This is a genomic window from Paenibacillus sp. 1781tsa1 (assembly GCF_024159265.1).
GTDB lineage: Bacteria > Bacillota > Bacilli > Paenibacillales > Paenibacillaceae > Paenibacillus.
Genome location: NZ_JAMYWY010000001.1, coordinates 5,108,528 through 5,125,985 on the forward strand (window position 1 = coordinate 5,108,528; position 17,458 = coordinate 5,125,985).

Here is a 17,458-nt window from a genome sequence, read left to right on the forward strand (position 1 = left end):
TATTAATGAATATGTGTACGAAGAGGATTGGAGGCTGAATCATCATCATGAACTTTGCCAAACGAATGGATCATTTCAACGAAGGAATTTTTACCCGGTTGCTGGAGATCAAGCGCCGCAGACTGGAGAACGGACAACCGGTTATTGATCTCAGTGTGGGTACGCCAAATATCCCACCTGCACAGCATATTATAACCGCACTATGCGAGGCCGCAGCCGATCCGGCTAATTATATATATGCAGTGAATGATCAGAGTGAGTTGCTGCAAGCTGCTAGCGATTGGTACAAACAGCGCTATCAGGTCGAGCTGGACCCGGCATCACAGATCTGCTCCTTGCTCGGTTCACAGGAAGGGTTGGCACATATATCCCTCTCCATTGTAGATGAAGGTGATCTCGTGCTGGTCCCTGACCCCTGCTATCCCGTCTTCGCGGATGGACCGCTACTGGCAGGTGCTGAACTGTATTATATGCCGCAAAAAGAAGAAAACGGGTATGTTATTCAACTTCAGGATATACCGGAAGATATCGCCCATCGAGCGAAATTCATGCTGGTCTCCTATCCTAACAATCCAACAACCGCGATGGCACCGGATCAGTTCTATCTTGACCTGATTGCCTTTGCCAAGAAGTATGATATTATCGTGCTTCACGATAATGCGTACAGTGAACTCGTATTTGACGGAAAGTCATGCGGAAGCTTCCTCGCGTTCCCTGGCGCCATGGATGTCGGTGTGGAATTCAATTCCTTATCCAAGACCTATGGCCTGGCCGGAGCTCGAATCGGATTCTGTGTGGGCAATACAACCATGGTTTCCATGCTGAAAAAGCTAAAATCCAATATGGATTACGGGATGTTTCTGCCCATCCAAAAAGCAGCAATTGCTGCCATTACCGGAGATCAATCCGAGGTTGAACGGGTCAGAGCTATATATGAACATCGCAGAGACATCCTCTGTGATGGCTTCAGCCAACTCGGTTGGCCTATTGCCAAACCGGAAGCAACCATGTTTGTCTGGAGTCGCATTCCGGCTCACTACGACAGCTCGGAGCAATTTGCCATGGATCTGGTCACACATGCGGGTGTCATTGCAACCCCAGGCAGTGCCTTTGGTCCTTCAGGCGAAGGTTACGTTCGATTCGCGCTTGTTCAGGATGTTGAAGTACTGCAGCAAGCTGTGGAATCCGTTAATCACAGCGGGATACTGAAAACCAGCTAACAGGAACATCGTTAGCATGCGCTCAACCATCAATCCCCTCGAGGTCTACAAGGAGTATGAGCTTCACGTTTGATAACGTGATCTCTGCTTCTTGTAGACCTGAGGGGATTTTGTCATTTGGTGCGGGACCAGATATTCATTGGATGATGCTATTTGTGTTGTGCCTTGCCTTCCAGGGTCCGAAAAACCATTATCGATGAACATCAGTTATCAGTTCAACGGAATTCTAAGCTGGTAGCTAAATGTTGCCAAGTGATAGCCAAAAGCCTGCTCGGGGGAGCAGGCTTCCGGTTTCAACATTTATACAGACTTGCGCCAGTTAGAACGATACATGAGATACAGGAAATACGGTGTTCCAATGATCGCAATGAGTATGCCTGATGGAATCTCTGTCGGTGCCATGACGGTTCTGCCGATAGTATCGGCGAGCACCAGCATGACTGCACCCGCTAATGCGGATAGGAACATGGATCGTCTTAACTTATTTCCTGTCAGTAACCGAACCATATGGGGTGCAATCAAACCAATAAAACCGACGGTTCCTACACAAGCAACTGCACCTGCTGCAAGCAAAACACCAACTGCCATGGCTAATAATCGTGTACGGCGTACACCCAGACCAAGTCCGGATGCACTGTTATCGTCAAATACCAGCAGTTCGAATCTGCGTGCCAGCCACCAAGCTACCGGTACCAGAATCACCAAAAATAATCCGATAACCTTCACCTGATCCCAGGTACGAGCATAGGTACTGCCTGTCAGCCAGATATATCCACTGCTACCGTATACCGCACCTCGTACAATCAGGATTTGAATACCTGCTCCGGCAATGGCAGACATCGCGATCCCCAGCAACACCACTGCAGACGGGTTCAGCCCTTTCTTCCAGGCAAGTGAGAACACAACCACTGCGGCAATGGCGGCACCGATGATTGCTGCAATCGGCAGCAAGTAACTCGGAAGACCCGGCCATAAAATAATGACCATCATCGCTCCGAGACCTGCACCAGAGGAGACACCCACAATTGAAGCATCCGCCAGCGGGTTACGAACCGCCATTTGAATCAGCACACCGCTAATGGCCAGTGCTGCACCCGCTCCAGCGGCAACAAGGGTACGCGGAATCCGAAGCTGAACCAAGGCGGAGAACAGTCCATCCGACTGGAACAGACTCGGCAACAGGTCAGCCAGTGGAATCCGCATCCCGCCAAACATTGTACTGAGCAAGATAAGTCCGACGGTAATGATCGAAAATAAGACGGCCACGGGGCCGAATGCAAAGCGACGTGAAGTTGCTCCCGTGCTCATTGATGTGGACATGCCTGATCCATTCGCAGCCTTCATTCGTTCGAGCACAAGCCAGATGAGCCATGGTGCACCAATGATCGCCATAACAGCACCTGTTGGCAACTCCATACTGGAGTTATGCACCATCTTGGCAAGGACGTCTGCCCCAACAAGGAGCGCTGCTCCCCATATAAACACACCGGGTAACAGTAATCGGTTAGAACGTACACCACTCAATCGTACCAGATGGGGTGCTACCAATCCCACGAAGCCAATCGGTCCAATCACACTGACGATGACTGCAGCCAGCAATACGGCGAGAATTAAACCACCCGTACGAGCCAAACCAACCTTTTGCCCCAAAGAAGAAGCCGTTGATTCATCCAGCTCCAGCATATCCCACTGTCTGGACAAGAGTAACGCTAGGAGGAGGATGCCAATTACCCAAGGCCACGCATAAGACACACCACTCCAGTCATTCTGGACAAGTGTTCCAGAGCCCCAGAGAAATAACCCTTGTGTCTCCATGGAGAAAAATATATGTAATGCACTTGTAAATGAACCGAGCACCATCGATACAATCATACCTGACAATGCCAGTCGAACCGGGCTTGATGTTCGTCCGCCGCCCATGAAATAAGCTGCAAACGCTGCCAGTAAACCACCAAGAGCTGCGAAAAGAAACGGAGACTGACTTAACAAACCCGGAAAAGCGATAGCTCCCAACACCACCACAAAGTACGCTCCTGCATTAATGCCCAGCGTATCCGAAGCAGCCAGTGGATTACGAGTAATCGTCTGAAGCAAAGCACCTGCAACAGCCAGTGCACCGCCTGCAAGAATACCAATCACCGTACGCGGCATCCGCAAATCCCAGACCATATTATGCTCTAATGAATCCTGTCTGCCTGTGAGCGAGTCCCAAACGACATGCAAAGGAATGGATGCCTCTCCATAAATTAGACTTACAAAAAAAAGCACGATGAGAGCGGTTAAACCGCCCCCATATATGCTTATTGTGCGCCAATTCATCGTTGGCTTGGATCTTTGAACCGAACTCATTTGGTAATCGCCTCAACAACACCGTCAACCAATACTTTGGAGGAGATCGGTCCACCAAAAGTCCATGTGGTGCTGGCCAGTTGATAGGTGCGTTTGTCCTTCACGAAGTTCAGTCCGTTCCAAACCGAGTTATCTTTCATGGCTGTGCCAAAAACGTCATCGTCTGGTTGAGTGATATAAATGAAGTTACTGTCCTTAACAGCCGTCAACGACTCAATTCCTACTGTCGAGAAGCCGTAGTTTTCCAGTTTGTCCGGCTTCCAATCGTTCACCAGACCAATTTTGTCCAATGTACCGATAACAACCGAATTATCCGTAAACATACGCAGGCTGACTGCATTTTGATACGTGAATGCTTGTGTCAGTGCAAAGTTGAAGTTCTCTTTACCCGCAGCAGCCAGTTTTTCTTTGGCTTCCACATAGTGCTGATCGAGATCACTAAGAACTTGCTTAGCCTTGTCTTCTTTACCAAGAGCTGTTGCAATGGTATTAAAGATCTCTGTCATTTTGTCATAATTATAGCCATCGCCATCATACGGATCGAATTCAATGGTTGGTGCAATAGCATTAAGCTGATCGTAGACCGCATTATTATTATCTGCGTTAGCAATGATCAGATCCGGCTTCAATGCAGCAATAGCTTCCAGATTCGGCTCACCACGTGTTCCGATATCCGTTACACTGTCATCCAGTGCTGCTTCGGATGTTACCCACACTTTATAGTTAGCGTTATCTGCATTACCTACTGGCTGAACCCCCAGGGCAACAACATCTTCCGTATATGTCCATTCAAGTGTAACGACACGTTCTGCTGGCTTGTCCAGCTTAAGCTCTCCACGTTTATGCTTCACGGTAACAGGACCTGCTGTTTCTTCAGCGGGAGCACTGCCCGAATTAGTACCTTGACTTGTGTCTGTTGTAGTCGTGGTTTTACCACAACCCGCCAAAACCAGCACAAATGCCAGCATGATCAACAGTGCGTTTAACCCTTTTTTCATATCTTGATCTCCCCTGTTTGTATGTATTTATATGATAACAATTATCATTATCACTATTGGATTATGCCGTAGGAATGAATTTTTGTCAATGAAAAGTACCTTATTTCAACTCTTTTATGAAATAAAAAAAGGAAAAGGATAGCTCAACGGCCATCCTTCCCCTTCTATTGCTTGTCTGTCTGCATTAACTCAACTGCATCGTAGTGATGCACGTATTATCATTTTCGTATGTAGACAATTGCGTTTCTGCAACCTTTCCATCTCGAACAATCCGAATCAGATAGGTTCTGTCTCGTGGCACCCAAAAGTCCATAAATCCGTTCGCACCAGATTTAATCACTTCATCTTTCATAAACGTGTTGCCTTGAGAATCGTGAATGGTAACGCTGAATTCCTTATTGCTCATTTCCCCCTGACAACCAGTCAAGCTATGAATTGCACAGGGATGGGTCTGGTCCACGTAGGGTGCAATGGACAGGAAAAATTCTTTTTCAGGCAAATCATATGTAGTCGTATGTTTATCTTGATCGGTGACGATTAACTGTTTGGCATTAATGGAGGCAGATTCCGGTGTCTTTTTTCCTGTACTGATATCTTCCACCAATTTTCTGATATTGGGCGCATTGGCTGTACCTGCCTCTTCCTTGCCCGTATTATTTGCAAACAGGTAGGTTCCGATTACAATGACAATTGCAACACTTGCAATGATCCACATTTGTTTTTTCATCTGGAGTCCATCTCCTCGTCCGTTTTTATTAAGTATAATGGAGAACAAAGCAATATGGACTGATACAACAAACAATTCACCAGATTATCACATTATTGGTACAGATCTTTTCGCATCATAGTTGATTGGTTCGAATGGTAGGCAAGACTCTGGAAACGCAGAGAGCAGCGGTGAAGTCTATGCACTTCATCGTTCCGCCACTCTCCAGTGCCTACTAGTTCAGACTATCTTTTTGAATAAATAGACTTATTGACTGGATAAAACACATAAACTTTTATTTTTATGCTGACATACACTATATTGAGAATCGGAATTAAGGAGTCAGTTTTAGAATGGTCATAGTGGTATTTAGATTGTTATGCAACTGTGCAGGAGTTGCATTCGCATTTACCAGCTGGATCGTCGTCGGAACCGTTGTTACCGTAACAATAACTTCAGCAGATATAGGTCCTCCTCCATTACCTGTGAAAGGCACAGGTGTTATGGGCGTTCCATTTACTGTGAGGTTGAAATCTGCATCGCCCTGATTATGAATGCTAAAAGAGATCAAGTAACTTCCTGTTTCATTGATTGTTATCGTGGAGGACGGCGGCACGAATGTGAATGCACCTCCAACATTAGCCAAAACCCCGGTTAAAGTTATGGGTGAGTTGCCAGGTACTGTGTCTGTACCTGTGCCAGGATCTGCTCGGAAAACACTTAGGAAATCGGATATTCCAGCCCCAACTGGACCGGCCGGACCTGTTGCTCCTGTTGCTCCTGCTGGACCTACTGGGCCTACTGGACCCACTGCTCCGAGCGCGCCGGCTGGCCCGACTGGCCCTTGTATACCTGGAATCCCTTGCAGTCCTTGTGGTCCCGGTATCCCTTGAGCACCGGTCGCTCCTCTGAGACCTATCGGTCCTTGTGGTCCCGGTATCCCTTGAGCGCCAGTTGCCCCTTTTGGACCTATCGGTCCTATTGGTCCAGGAGTTCCTTGAGCGCCTTGCGGTGCATTAACGACAACCTTAGGTCTAACCTTTACCACCTTAACCTTAACACGACAATGCATGCTTTGTTTAAATTTACGTCTACAAATGCGTTTTCCATGACGATTTAACAATGAACTCACCTCCGTGATATTTCTCCCCATACTATGTGTATCCATCACGAGGGGCATAGACTATGAACTATAAATTAGAAAATTTTAGTGCCCATAAAGAGAAAATTGGTCTATGAATCCAGTCTATAACATGAATGTATAGACCCATTTTCAATATAAAATGCAGATAAAAAAGCCAGTCGAACACGAGATATTCTCGATGTTTGACTGGCTTTTGCTATGCTTATCCCTTTCACACAGGTTCTTCTTATTTTACAATAGTGCTTTGTTTTTTTCATAGAACCGGGCATTGTGAGAAGATACACCTGCCATATCGGAAGCAGCAGGCTCCAGATACATCTTGGCACTGTTAACCGCGAGTACCGCATCGTTAAATGCACCAGCAATTAGCCTGACTTTGCTTCCATAGGTGATGAAATCACCTGCTCCGAATATGCCTGGAATGTTGGTACGCATACGCTGATCAACAGATACGCCATAGTCTTCCCTTGCCAGTCCCCATTGCACGAGGTTACCAAAATCACGATCATACCCATGGCTTACAACAACTTCATCCACCTCAACAGGTATGATCTCACCGGTTTCGACATGGACCAACTCGACACGTTCGATTTGGTCACCTGTACCGTATAAGCGAGAGATGTTATATGGTGTCATGACTGTGGATTGAGCTTTCATCTGGGCAACAGGTGACTCGTGTCCGGTAAATTCATGGCGCCTGTGTACTACCGTAACTTCACTTGCGATCTTGCCCATTTCATTCGCCCAGTCGACTGCGGAATCGCCGCCACCCGAGATCAGAACACGCTTCCCGGCAAATCGGGATAGATCAGTTACGGTATAGTGCAGATTCGTCAGCTCATACCGATTGGCACCCTCGACATCCAGCTTTTGCACCTGAGTCATGCCTCTGCCCGCACATAACAGGATGGTACGTGTGTAATGACGCTCGCCTGTTTTGGAAATGAGTACAAATACACCATCCTCATGTCGTTCAAGCTCGGCTATTTCCTGCCCAAACACAATCGTTGGATCGAACGTTCTCGCTTGTCTTTCCAGTGAATCAATCAGCTTCTCGCAGCGTATCGGATCGACCCCGCCCACATCCCAGATCAGCTTCTCCGGGTACGTACGCATGAATCCACCCAGCTCCTGCTTGGCTTCAATGATCTTGGTACGCATGGCTCTCATGCCACTATAAAAGGAGGCATACATTCCAGCAGGTCCCCCGCCAACGATGGTAATATCATAAATATCCAGTTGATTCGCTGTAGTCATTTTTGCTGTACTCATCTATGGCACCAACTTTTCAACAACATAGTCCATCAGTTTTACAGAGCCTATCGGACCCACACCGGATACGAATTGACTTGTCTTCAATGGAAAGACATGATCATTCTTCACAGCCTCCAGATTCGACCACACCTGGCTTGCTTTTAGATCTTCCATAGATTTCTTCGTGTCATAACCTACGAGGGTTCTGTCTTCAAGAAAAATATAATCCGGATTCATCTCAGGCAAGAATTCCAGTGAGAACTGGCTAAACCAATCTGTAGAATCTTTAATAGCTTCAGGACTATTCAGACCCAGGATGTCATAGAAGAAAACACTGCTGCTTCCTCCTTTAGGACCCATGAAACGGTAACGATTGTGCTCCACCCGGAGAACCAATACGGTCTTGTCTCCCAGGGCTGCCGCAATTTTCTCTTTCGCTTGTGAGGCTTTCTCGTCGAATTCAGCCAGTATTTTGGCAGATTCTTCGGTTTTATCGAATATGGCAGCCAACTTCGGCATGGCACGTTTCATTTCACTGTTGGCATCCAGTGCCACCGTTGGAGCAATTTTGGATAACTCGTCATATACGCCCTGTTCCATACCTTCACCAGCTGTAAGAATCATATCCGGTGACAACGCCAGCAACTGCTCATAGTTATATTGGTATTGCTCCACTTCGATGACCTGAACGCCATGTTCTTTAAAATAAGCAGGACGGTATTCCGCTTCAACTTCGGGAGTTAACAAAACCATTTGGGGTGTAACCCCCATCTCAATCAGATACTCGGCATAGATCGAATCAAACACAATTAAATTTTGAGGATTGGCAGGAATCGTAACTTCTCCAAACTGATCCTGAACCACTTTAGTTCCGCTCGCATCCTCTGCATCCTCTGTTGTACTTGCTGCTCCTTCAGTTGTAGCACCAGCTGTTCCAGCTGTAGCGTTCTCTTCAGTAGTTCCACCGGAACATGCGGCCAGCATCATACAGACCATCAACAGCAGGATGGCTAACCCTTTCAATCTTCGTGACATGATATACTTCGCCCCTTATGTATATTGATAATGATAATTATTATCAAATGGTATCAAATAAGAAGTGTCGCTTCCATAGCATATCGTGCGTATTCATTTGGATTATTGTGCTCTCTCATGATGAGACTCCGTAAGATGGCTAATGATCTGATTTAGAATCAACGTATGTCCCGTAATTCCGTGACCGTCCACCCACAGGTTAGTATCCACGTATAATACCCGATTATTTTTCACAGCCTTCAGGTCATTCCATTGCGGACTATCCCATAGTTTCCTCATATTCTCTTCAGCACTGAAGTGTTGCATAATCCGCTTCTCCACAAAGAGGTAGTCGGGATTGGCTTGTGTGAGCAGTTCAAGCGAACAAGGATTAAACCAGGCTGCACCTGAATCCAGTGCTTGCGGCAGTGCCAATCCAAGCTGTTCATATAACAAGTGTGATACCCCGTGGGAATGCCCACCCAGATATCGATAACCAAATGCTTCTACCCTTAGCAGCATAACTGTGGATGCGGATTGAATGATGGGTTGCAACTGTCGCTTCGCTACAATAACCTCGTGTTTCATCTGCTGATGCAGTCTGTGGGCCTCTTCTTCTTTGAGAAACCAGCCTGCCAACTGATCGAGCATGGGTTCCACATCTTGATGAAGGCCGGTTAGAATCGGTGCAATTGTGCGCAGCTCTTTTTTGACCTCTTCCGTCAATACGTTTCCAATCAACATCTCCGGTTGAATTTGTCGGACAAGATCTATCTCCACCTCATACTGTGTTACCTCCAGCATCTCTACTCCATGCGCAGTAAATTGTTCACGGTGATGTGGAGACAACAGGATCGGTGTGACCACAACGGCATGGGGAATGACACCCAGATGAATCATGATTTCGCCACAGATGGGAGACAGTGACACGATCTTTCGCTGCGTCATCGTCTGCCTATAATTTTTAGGTGATACGCCAGTCAATTGTTTGAAGCGCCGGCTGAAATAATGAGCATCATCAAATCCAGACTTCTTGGCAATATCCTGAGAGGTTGCTGTAGTTAATAACAGTTCTTCCTGCGCGCGATAGATCCGGTAGTGTGCCAGATAATCCAGAGGTGGCTTACCATATCGTTCACTAAATTTGCGGGAATAATGCCAGGGACTAATACCTGCAATCTGAGCTAACTGCGTACGTGTAATCACCTGATCATAATGCTGCTGCATGTAGTCAATGGAGCGAAGTATACCGTGTTCTGGCTTCAACTCGTTATCCGGCTGTGTCCGATATAGATTACTTAACAACTCATATAACAAATGCTGATGACCAACCCTTCCTGCAATCTGATCCTCTGTATGCACTTCACTCCAATGCTGAATGATACTTGCCAGAGCTCCACCCGACAGCTGCACTTTCTGATACGCCTCTCCGGACGGTAACCGCCATTGGAATTTTTCAGCTTCCCGTCGATCATGCAGCACCGAATATGTATCGAACTGAACATGCCAGCCTGCCAGATCCAGGTTACCACCTTCAATGACCTCCATTACGGAGTTCTCTTCAAGCGCAATTAATTCTCCAAAGGAAACGTGAACTCGGTGTCCATTCATATTCCAGATCGCTTTTCCATCAATAATAAATATCAAGGTGTGACTGGGGAAGTGATGCAGTTCTCCTTTCGTTATCCATGCATTGGTTAATGCCTTTGTTGACTTCCACTGAGCGATCCATTCCATGTTGTCAGACATATCGTTATCCTTTCTAAGGGATGAATCATCCTGATTTATTACGTTTCACTATATCAAAATACATGACATCTACATATCCAACAACTTATGGCATGATAAAATGATGAAACAGCTATTATATATTTATACATATATCATTGGGATAAAAAACAAAAAAAGCCCGTACCATCAGGTACAAGCTCTTTCTTACAACGGCAACACTACTCTTTCTACTCCTTCAATACTACGTTTCTAAGTCTTACTCAAAATTAACTTTTGGCGAGGTCTACCCCTGTTTCAGTTTTCTTCCTGCCACCCAATACGGTCAGTCCACCTGCCACACCGAAAGCAATAACTACACCAATACAAGTGTGTAACAGATTCAGGCTGCCCTCTTCGCTGAAGAGCGGGAGGCTGAGCAAGCTCGGATTCCCAACGATAGCGAATGCCTTGACAGATAACAATCCAAAATACATTCCACCCGCAGCTCCACCCAGCAGTGCCGCATAGAAGGAGGATCTCTTTCTCATGTTGACTGCATACAATGCAGGCTCTACCACTCCAAGGAGGGCTGTTCCCGTTGCCCAGAAAGCAACTCTTCTGGAAGCTGACTCTTTCGAACGCAAAGCGGTTGCGAGCGCGGCCCCCGTTTGCCCAACAATCGCCACTAACATCGCAGGAATCACCATGGAAGAACCATTCATGAGCATATCATTCATGATGATGGCAAGCATCCAGTAGTGCAATCCCAGAATGATCATCAAGGAGAAGAATGCCCCCAGTAACATCACCGATATCACTGGAGCATTAGCTACTAGTGAATCCAATGCTTCCGGCAGATATTCATCAATCCAGGTTCCAACTGGACCAAATATCATCAATACTAGCGGAACAAGAATCAGTAACGTCAGGAATGGGGCAAGCATGCCTTTGGCGAATTTTGGACTCCACCGTTCAACGATTCTTTCCAGGTAGGCCGCTGCACAGATCGTGAGAATGATCCAGATGGCCGTAGAGTAAAAAGCAGGCTGAGACACCAGTGGCACACCCAGGAAATGAACCTCTTTTTCCCCTGACATCAGCATGGTCATCTCCGGATAAAACATGAGTCCGCCAATCGATGCAGCAACATAGATGTTGCTCTTCAGCCGATACGCTGTGCTGATTGCTACCAATATAGGCAGTACATAAAATACACTGTCTCCAATGATCCTGAATATCGTAAAGGTCTGGTTGTCCATCAATGCAGAAGAATCCGCAGAACTGTACGTATCCATTAACGTAATAATGGCGACTATAATTTTAATAACAGCGGCTCCGAGAATTGCAGGCATCAAGGGCATGAATACATCGGATACAAAATGTAAGATCGAGAATCTGTTCTTCTTCGCGTGTCCTGCTTCCTGCAACACTACCCCTGTCGATTCCGCAACACCCATACCCAGTAACGTATTGTAAATAAGTGAAGATTCGTCTCTTATTGCCAGATGGCACCGCTCACCCGTTATCCGAATATCTGCCACAACATCTGAGGAAGCAAGAATAGACATGTTCAATTGGGTACTGTCCTTTATTACCAGCGTCGTTGTGCCATTATCATGTTCTACAAGCTTGATGTTCTCCTTACCACCTGCGAGTTCCAACCAATCGTCAATCTGTGTGTCATTCATTATGTACAATCTCCTCATGTTACGGTAAACCCGTGTTTTGTGATGTGTTATAATCTAATCTGCCTTTATCTATATACACATTTCCACGAAAAAACTTCAATAGGATAAAAAAACTAATTTCCCTGACATTGCATGTTTATTTATACAAGGTATATTGACCTATAACATTGTTTACGTAGCAAAAAAGCCTGCACAAGCGCAGGCTCTAACACGTCTTCCATATGTTCCAGTTTATCCACTTATGACAGTGCCAACATCGCGTTCATATCTTCTTCTGCCGTTGTAATTAACTTCAGGCCAAACATATCCACGAGTACATCCAAGACCCCTTCCGATATGAACTCAGGCGGTTTAGGTCCAATTCGGATGTCCTGAATGCCGAGGCTGAACAGGCCGAGCAGGATCGCAACTGCTTTTTGCTCAAACCAGGACAGCACAATGCTGACAGGTAACTCGTTGACGGTACAGCCAAAAGCATCCGCCAAAGCCATGGCAATTTTCACCGTAGAACCGGAATTATTGCATTGACCCAGATCAATGTAACGCGGTATACCCGTGTCTCCAACCGTACCATAATCCACATCGTTGAAGCGGAACTTGCCACAGGATGTTGTCAGAATTACGGTATCATTTGGCAATGATGTCGCGAGTTCACGATAGTAGTTGCCGCCTTTGCCTGGTGCATCACAGCCTGCAATAACGAAGAATCGACGGATATGACCGTCTTTCACCGCTTGAATAATTTCGGGCGCCAGTCCAATCACGGTCTCATGATGGTATCCTGTCGTCAAGACTTGCTCGGACTGTATATCGGCCGCAGGCAGGGACAATGCGCGTTCAATCAGAGGTGAGAAGTCATCATCCATAATCTTGGCCACACCCTCCAGACCCGCCACTTCATACGAGAAAAAGCGATCTGCATATGTACCTTTGATCGGCATGACACAGTTGGTCGTTGCCAGAATAGCACCCGGGAATTGTTCAAAGAGTCTTCTTTGATCGTACCAGGCTTTACCGATATTGCCCTTGAGATGGGTATATTTCTTCAGTGCCGGATAACCGTGCGCAGGTAACATTTCCGAGTGGGTATAGATATTGATTCCTTTACCTTCAGTTTGACGCAGCAGCTCCTCCAATGCATACAGATTATGTCCCGTCACCACAATGCACTGTCCTTCGATCTGATTCTGGCTGACCGTAATCGGTTGCGGTACACCAAAGCGATCCGTATGCGCACGATCTAGCACGTCCATAATGCGGATGGCTGCATTACCTACTTTCATTGCCATCTCCAGATGTTCCTGTACATTAAAATTCGAGTTCGTTAATGTCATATATAATGCCTCATGTGTAATTCGATCCACCTCAGGATCAGAATATCCCAACTGGCGTGCGTGTGTCGCATAAGCAGCGATGCCTTTTAACGCAAAGATCATCGTATCCTGCAAGCTTGCGATTGTTTCGTTTTTGCCGCAAACCCCTACCACGGTACACCCGCCACTCGGCGTCTGTTCGCATTGATAACAAAACATATGATTCCCCTCCAAACTTAGATTAAACGCCGTTCGTTATGTAATAGCGTAACAGACCCTGATATGCGCTAGTGTGATGGTGCACACAGTTTTTGATCTAAATCTATTTTGGTTTTCTAGACCATCATGCAAATTGGAAATAATAATATTCGAAAAAAGGCATATCTCGGTTCATTATGAAAAATACTGTGTACAGCTAAAAACGTATTCATTCCATAATCTTAAAAAATACGGAAATGAAACGATTCTAGATTTTGCTCGTAAGGGTAATACACAGAGAGAAATCTAATATTCAAGGAGCTGGTCAATTGCAACATTATAGACACAGTGCGGAGGAAACCCTTCAGGATGTACAGAGTTCCTCCAAGGGACTCACGACTTCCGAGGCTGCCAAGAGACTTGAAACGGAAGGATATAACGAGTTAAAAGGGAAAGACGCAACACCTGTCTGGAAATTGTTCCTCGAAAATTTCAAAGATCCGATGGTCATCGTGCTGCTGATTGCAGCTGCGGTACAGGTGGTACTTGGACACCTGATTGAATCGTTGATCATATTCCTGGTTATATTGCTCAACGCGATAATCAGCGTAGTTCAGACCAAAAAAGCCGAGAGTTCGCTTGACGCGCTGAAACAAATGTCTGCACCCGAAGCCAAGGTTATTCGGGACGGGCAGAAAAAAACCATCCCAGCGAGGGAACTCGTTCCCGGTGATATTGTTATGCTGGATGCAGGTGATTATGTCCCGGCAGACGGGCGTATCCTGGAATCAGGAAGTCTGAAAATCAACGAAGGTATGCTGACCGGAGAATCCGAAGCTGCGGAGAAACACGCCGATACCATTCCGGATGAAGCGCCTATTGGAGATCGTCGCAATATGGCCTTCAGTGGCTCACTCGTCGTATATGGACGGGGCATGCTAGTCATTACAGGTACGGCTCTCAAAACCGAAATCGGCAAAATTGCCGAACTGATTGAAAATGCCGAAGCCAAGAACACGCCGTTACAGCGCAAGTTGGAATCATTCAGCAAAAAACTAGGCTTTTTCATCTTGGGGTTGTCGATTCTCATCTTTGGCATTGAAGCCGGTCGTGTATGGTTGACCGAAGGTACGGAGAATATCGGGCCATCCATCGTAAATGCACTGATGTTTGCTGTAGCTGTTGCGGTTGCTGCCATTCCTGAGGCACTTTCCTCCATTGTGACGATCGTATTGTCACTTGGTACGAATAAGATGGCCAAACAACATGCGATCATTCGCAGACTGCCTGCCGTGGAGGCGCTCGGTTCTGCCAGTATCATCTGTACGGATAAAACAGGAACACTAACTCAGAATAAGATGACTGTTGTCGATTATTACATTCCCCATGGTACCAAGGACGAATTCCCCGATGATCCCGATCAGTGGTCGGAAGAGGAACGGCGTTTGTTACATATTGCAGTACTCTGCAATGATTCAAATATTAATCAGGAAGGCAAGGAACTAGGTGACCCCACCGAAGTGGCCCTCATTGCCTTCAGCAACCGGGTGAACAAGGATTACAATGAAATCCGTGACCAGTTCCCGCGTGAAGCCGAGCTTCCTTTTGACTCGGATCGAAAGCTCATGAGTACGGTCCATACATTTGAGGGACAGACGGCTTTGCTAACTAAAGGTGGACCGGATGTGCTGTTCAGCCGCTGTAGTCATGTGTTTATCAATGGCGAAGTTCAGCCCCTCACACCCGAGATTCGCACACAGTTTGAAGAGAAAAATGAGGCATTCTCCAAACGTGCCTTCCGTGTGCTGGCCTATGCGTACAAAAAATTCGATGACAAAAACCAGGTCACTATTGATGACGAGCATGATCTGACACTAGTTGGCCTGACAGCGATGATTGACCCACCGCGTGAAGCGGTATACGGGTCGATTGAAGAGTCCAAAAAAGCGGGCATTCGCACCATCATGATCACCGGAGATCACAAAACGACGGCTCAGGCCATCGGTGTGGATATCGGCCTTGCCGAACCGGATGATCTCGCCATTACCGGCGCCGAACTGGACAAAATGTCTGATGAAGAGCTGGATCGACAACTTGAACACATCTCGGTATACGCCAGAGTATCACCTGAGAATAAAATCCGGATCGTGCGTGCGTGGCAACGCAAAGGCAAGGTTGCAGCGATGACCGGAGACGGAGTCAATGACGCACCTGCGCTGAAACAGGCCGACATCGGCGTAGCGATGGGTAGCGGAACGGATGTCGCCAAGGATGCAGCTGCCATGATTCTGACGGATGATAACTTTGTCTCCATTGTGAATGCAGTCAGTGTTGGGCGGATGGTATTTGATAATATCAAAAAAGCTATCGCTTACCTGTTCGCGGGTAATCTCGGTGCCATTATCGCGATTTTGTTTGCTCTGGTGGTCGGCTGGGTGAATCCGTTCACGGCCCTTCAACTGCTGTTCATTAATCTGGTGAACGACTCCCTGCCTGCCATCGCTTTGGGCACAGAGAAGCCCGAGCCAGATGTCATGCGGCGTAAACCGCGTGATATTAACGAAGGCATCTTCGCAGGCGGAACCCTGCAGGCTGTGATTACACGTGGTGTCCTTATAGGTGCGGCTGTTATCGTATCCCAATATATCGGGCTTGGCATCTCGGAGGAAATCAGCGTAGCTATGGCATTCACAACCTTGATTCTGGCACGCAGTCTGCAAACTTTTGCAGCACGTTCCAATACACAAACCATCTTCCAGGTGGGCTTCATGACCAATAAATTCGTGCTTGGTTCCATTCTGGTATGTCTCTGTCTCTATGCAATCACACTGATTCCAGGTGTTCGCGGCGTCTTCGCCATCCCGAATACATTCGGTTGGAATGAGTTCTTGATTGCAGGTGGACTCGCACTAACTGCCGTCATTCTGATGGATGTTATCAAGTGGGTTCGCAATCGCGGCAAACAAGTTACTGCGGCATAAGATCTGCAGATATCGTACGTATGCACAAACAGGCGCCCGTTATCGGAGCGCCTGTTTGTTTACCGTATTTTTTTTCACAGTCAAAGAATATACTTCTCATCCATACTGATGCTTATGTTTTCTAAGGCAATCCTCGAAATTGCTAAGCATTAAGTTGATATCTATATACCAACCAACAGATGGACAGGATCAGGATACATATTCCCCAGGATACCGTGGGGAAGGTCGCCGACCAATTGAACTTTTCTTTCCCTTTTGAACCATTTGTTAATCCGGATGCTATTAACGCCACTCCAATAATTAAACCGATCTGGGCAAACAACAACAAAATTCCTTCTACCATGTAGATAACTCCCTCACATACTCAGCTATCAATTTGAGCATTAATAGCATTTAATAAGTCCGTTTTCTGTACTGTATCTAATTACCCCTGTTTGATGCCAAAAGCGATCCATCGTCCATCAATATCCTCGATCACAAACTCCTTGTTATTATAATCTGTATGATTGAGGGCACGTACAATCTTCACATCTGCGTTGATCAATTCCTGTTGAAGCTCTTCCTGATTCTTGGTAATAAAATATGCATCATATCCATAACCATATAATTCTCTGTTGGGAATGACCTTCTGTCCATTACTTTGGGTTAAAATAATCTCGGTAAGATCACGATACAGGCAGATATGAGGTTCCGCGGCATCGAGATATTCAACGACCCGAAAGCCTATCTTTTCTTCATAAAACTGCGCGGTTCGCTTCATATCCAGCGTCGGAAATACGCTGTGGGACATCAATAATAAGTGATTCATCCTGTAAACTCCTTATAAAATAATCAAATCTAGTTATGTATTCCAACCATCATCTTACCCAATTTCAGGGAACTA

13 protein-coding genes are annotated in these 17,458 nt (G+C 46.4%); 2 read left to right on the forward strand and 11 right to left on the reverse strand.

Annotation, left to right across the window (positions count from 1 at the left end):
- Nucleotides 1-47: 47 nt before the first annotated feature.
- Nucleotides 48-1,220 carry an aminotransferase class I/II-fold pyridoxal phosphate-dependent enzyme gene (locus tag NKT06_RS23005; RefSeq protein WP_253439598.1) on the forward strand — a complete coding sequence of 391 codons (1,173 nt, stop codon included), beginning with the start codon at nt 48-50 and terminating at the stop codon, nt 1,218-1,220.
- A 300-nt stretch (nt 1,221-1,520) separates the two neighbouring features.
- Here the strand turns inward: NKT06_RS23005 and NKT06_RS23010 are convergent, their stop codons facing one another.
- From NKT06_RS23010 to hcp, 9 genes are all read right to left on the reverse strand, one after another.
- Nucleotides 1,521-3,569 carry an iron ABC transporter permease gene (locus tag NKT06_RS23010; RefSeq protein WP_253439600.1) on the reverse strand — a complete coding sequence of 683 codons (2,049 nt, stop codon included), beginning with the start codon at nt 3,567-3,569 and terminating at the stop codon, nt 1,521-1,523.
- Nucleotides 3,566-4,567, reverse strand: coding sequence for an ABC transporter substrate-binding protein (locus NKT06_RS23015; RefSeq protein WP_124115888.1), 1,002 nt, complete (start codon nt 4,565-4,567; stop codon nt 3,566-3,568). Before NKT06_RS23015 ends, NKT06_RS23010 begins: the two co-directional genes overlap by 4 nt.
- Nucleotides 4,568-4,751: 184 nt before the next feature.
- Nucleotides 4,752-5,294, reverse strand: a complete 543-nt coding sequence (locus NKT06_RS23020) for a CueP family metal-binding protein (RefSeq protein ID WP_253439602.1) — start codon at nt 5,292-5,294, stop codon at nt 4,752-4,754.
- Nucleotides 5,295-5,607: 313 nt separating this feature from the next.
- Entirely contained in the window at nt 5,608-6,396 is a 789-nt protein-coding gene (locus NKT06_RS23025) for a collagen-like protein (RefSeq protein WP_483311587.1), read from the reverse strand.
- A gap of 252 nt (nt 6,397-6,648) precedes the next feature.
- Nucleotides 6,649-7,689: an NAD(P)/FAD-dependent oxidoreductase gene (locus NKT06_RS23030; RefSeq protein ID WP_253439604.1), complete on the reverse strand. Its 1,041-nt coding sequence runs from the start codon at nt 7,687-7,689 to the stop codon at nt 6,649-6,651.
- Entirely contained in the window at nt 7,690-8,706 is a 1,017-nt protein-coding gene (locus NKT06_RS23035; RefSeq protein WP_253439606.1) for an ABC transporter substrate-binding protein, read from the reverse strand.
- Between the two features lie 102 nt (nt 8,707-8,808).
- Nucleotides 8,809-10,434, reverse strand: coding sequence for a helix-turn-helix domain-containing protein (locus NKT06_RS23040; protein ID WP_253439607.1), 1,626 nt, complete (start codon nt 10,432-10,434; stop codon nt 8,809-8,811).
- 248 nt (nt 10,435-10,682) lie between these two features.
- On the reverse strand, nt 10,683-12,083 hold the full coding sequence (locus NKT06_RS23045) for a PTS sugar transporter subunit IIC (protein ID WP_253439609.1): 1,401 nt from the start codon (nt 12,081-12,083) through the stop codon (nt 10,683-10,685).
- Between the two features lie 239 nt (nt 12,084-12,322).
- A complete protein-coding gene (gene hcp / locus NKT06_RS23050; protein ID WP_253439611.1) occupies nt 12,323-13,615 on the reverse strand; it encodes a hydroxylamine reductase in 1,293 nt (430 codons plus the stop codon).
- 308 nt (nt 13,616-13,923) lie between these two features.
- Between hcp and NKT06_RS23055 the strand changes: the two genes are divergently transcribed.
- Nucleotides 13,924-16,575 (forward strand): cation-translocating P-type ATPase, encoded by a 2,652-nt coding sequence (locus NKT06_RS23055; RefSeq protein WP_253439613.1) that lies wholly within the window; start codon nt 13,924-13,926, stop codon nt 16,573-16,575.
- A gap of 142 nt (nt 16,576-16,717) precedes the next feature.
- Here the strand turns inward: NKT06_RS23055 and NKT06_RS23060 are convergent, their stop codons facing one another.
- Both NKT06_RS23060 and NKT06_RS23065 read right to left on the reverse strand, forming a co-directional pair.
- Nucleotides 16,718-16,918, reverse strand: a complete 201-nt coding sequence (locus NKT06_RS23060) for a hypothetical protein (protein WP_105599858.1) — start codon at nt 16,916-16,918, stop codon at nt 16,718-16,720.
- An 81-nt stretch (nt 16,919-16,999) separates the two neighbouring features.
- Nucleotides 17,000-17,383: a VOC family protein gene (locus tag NKT06_RS23065; protein ID WP_253439615.1), complete on the reverse strand. Its 384-nt coding sequence runs from the start codon at nt 17,381-17,383 to the stop codon at nt 17,000-17,002.
- Nucleotides 17,384-17,458 lie beyond the last annotated feature (75 nt).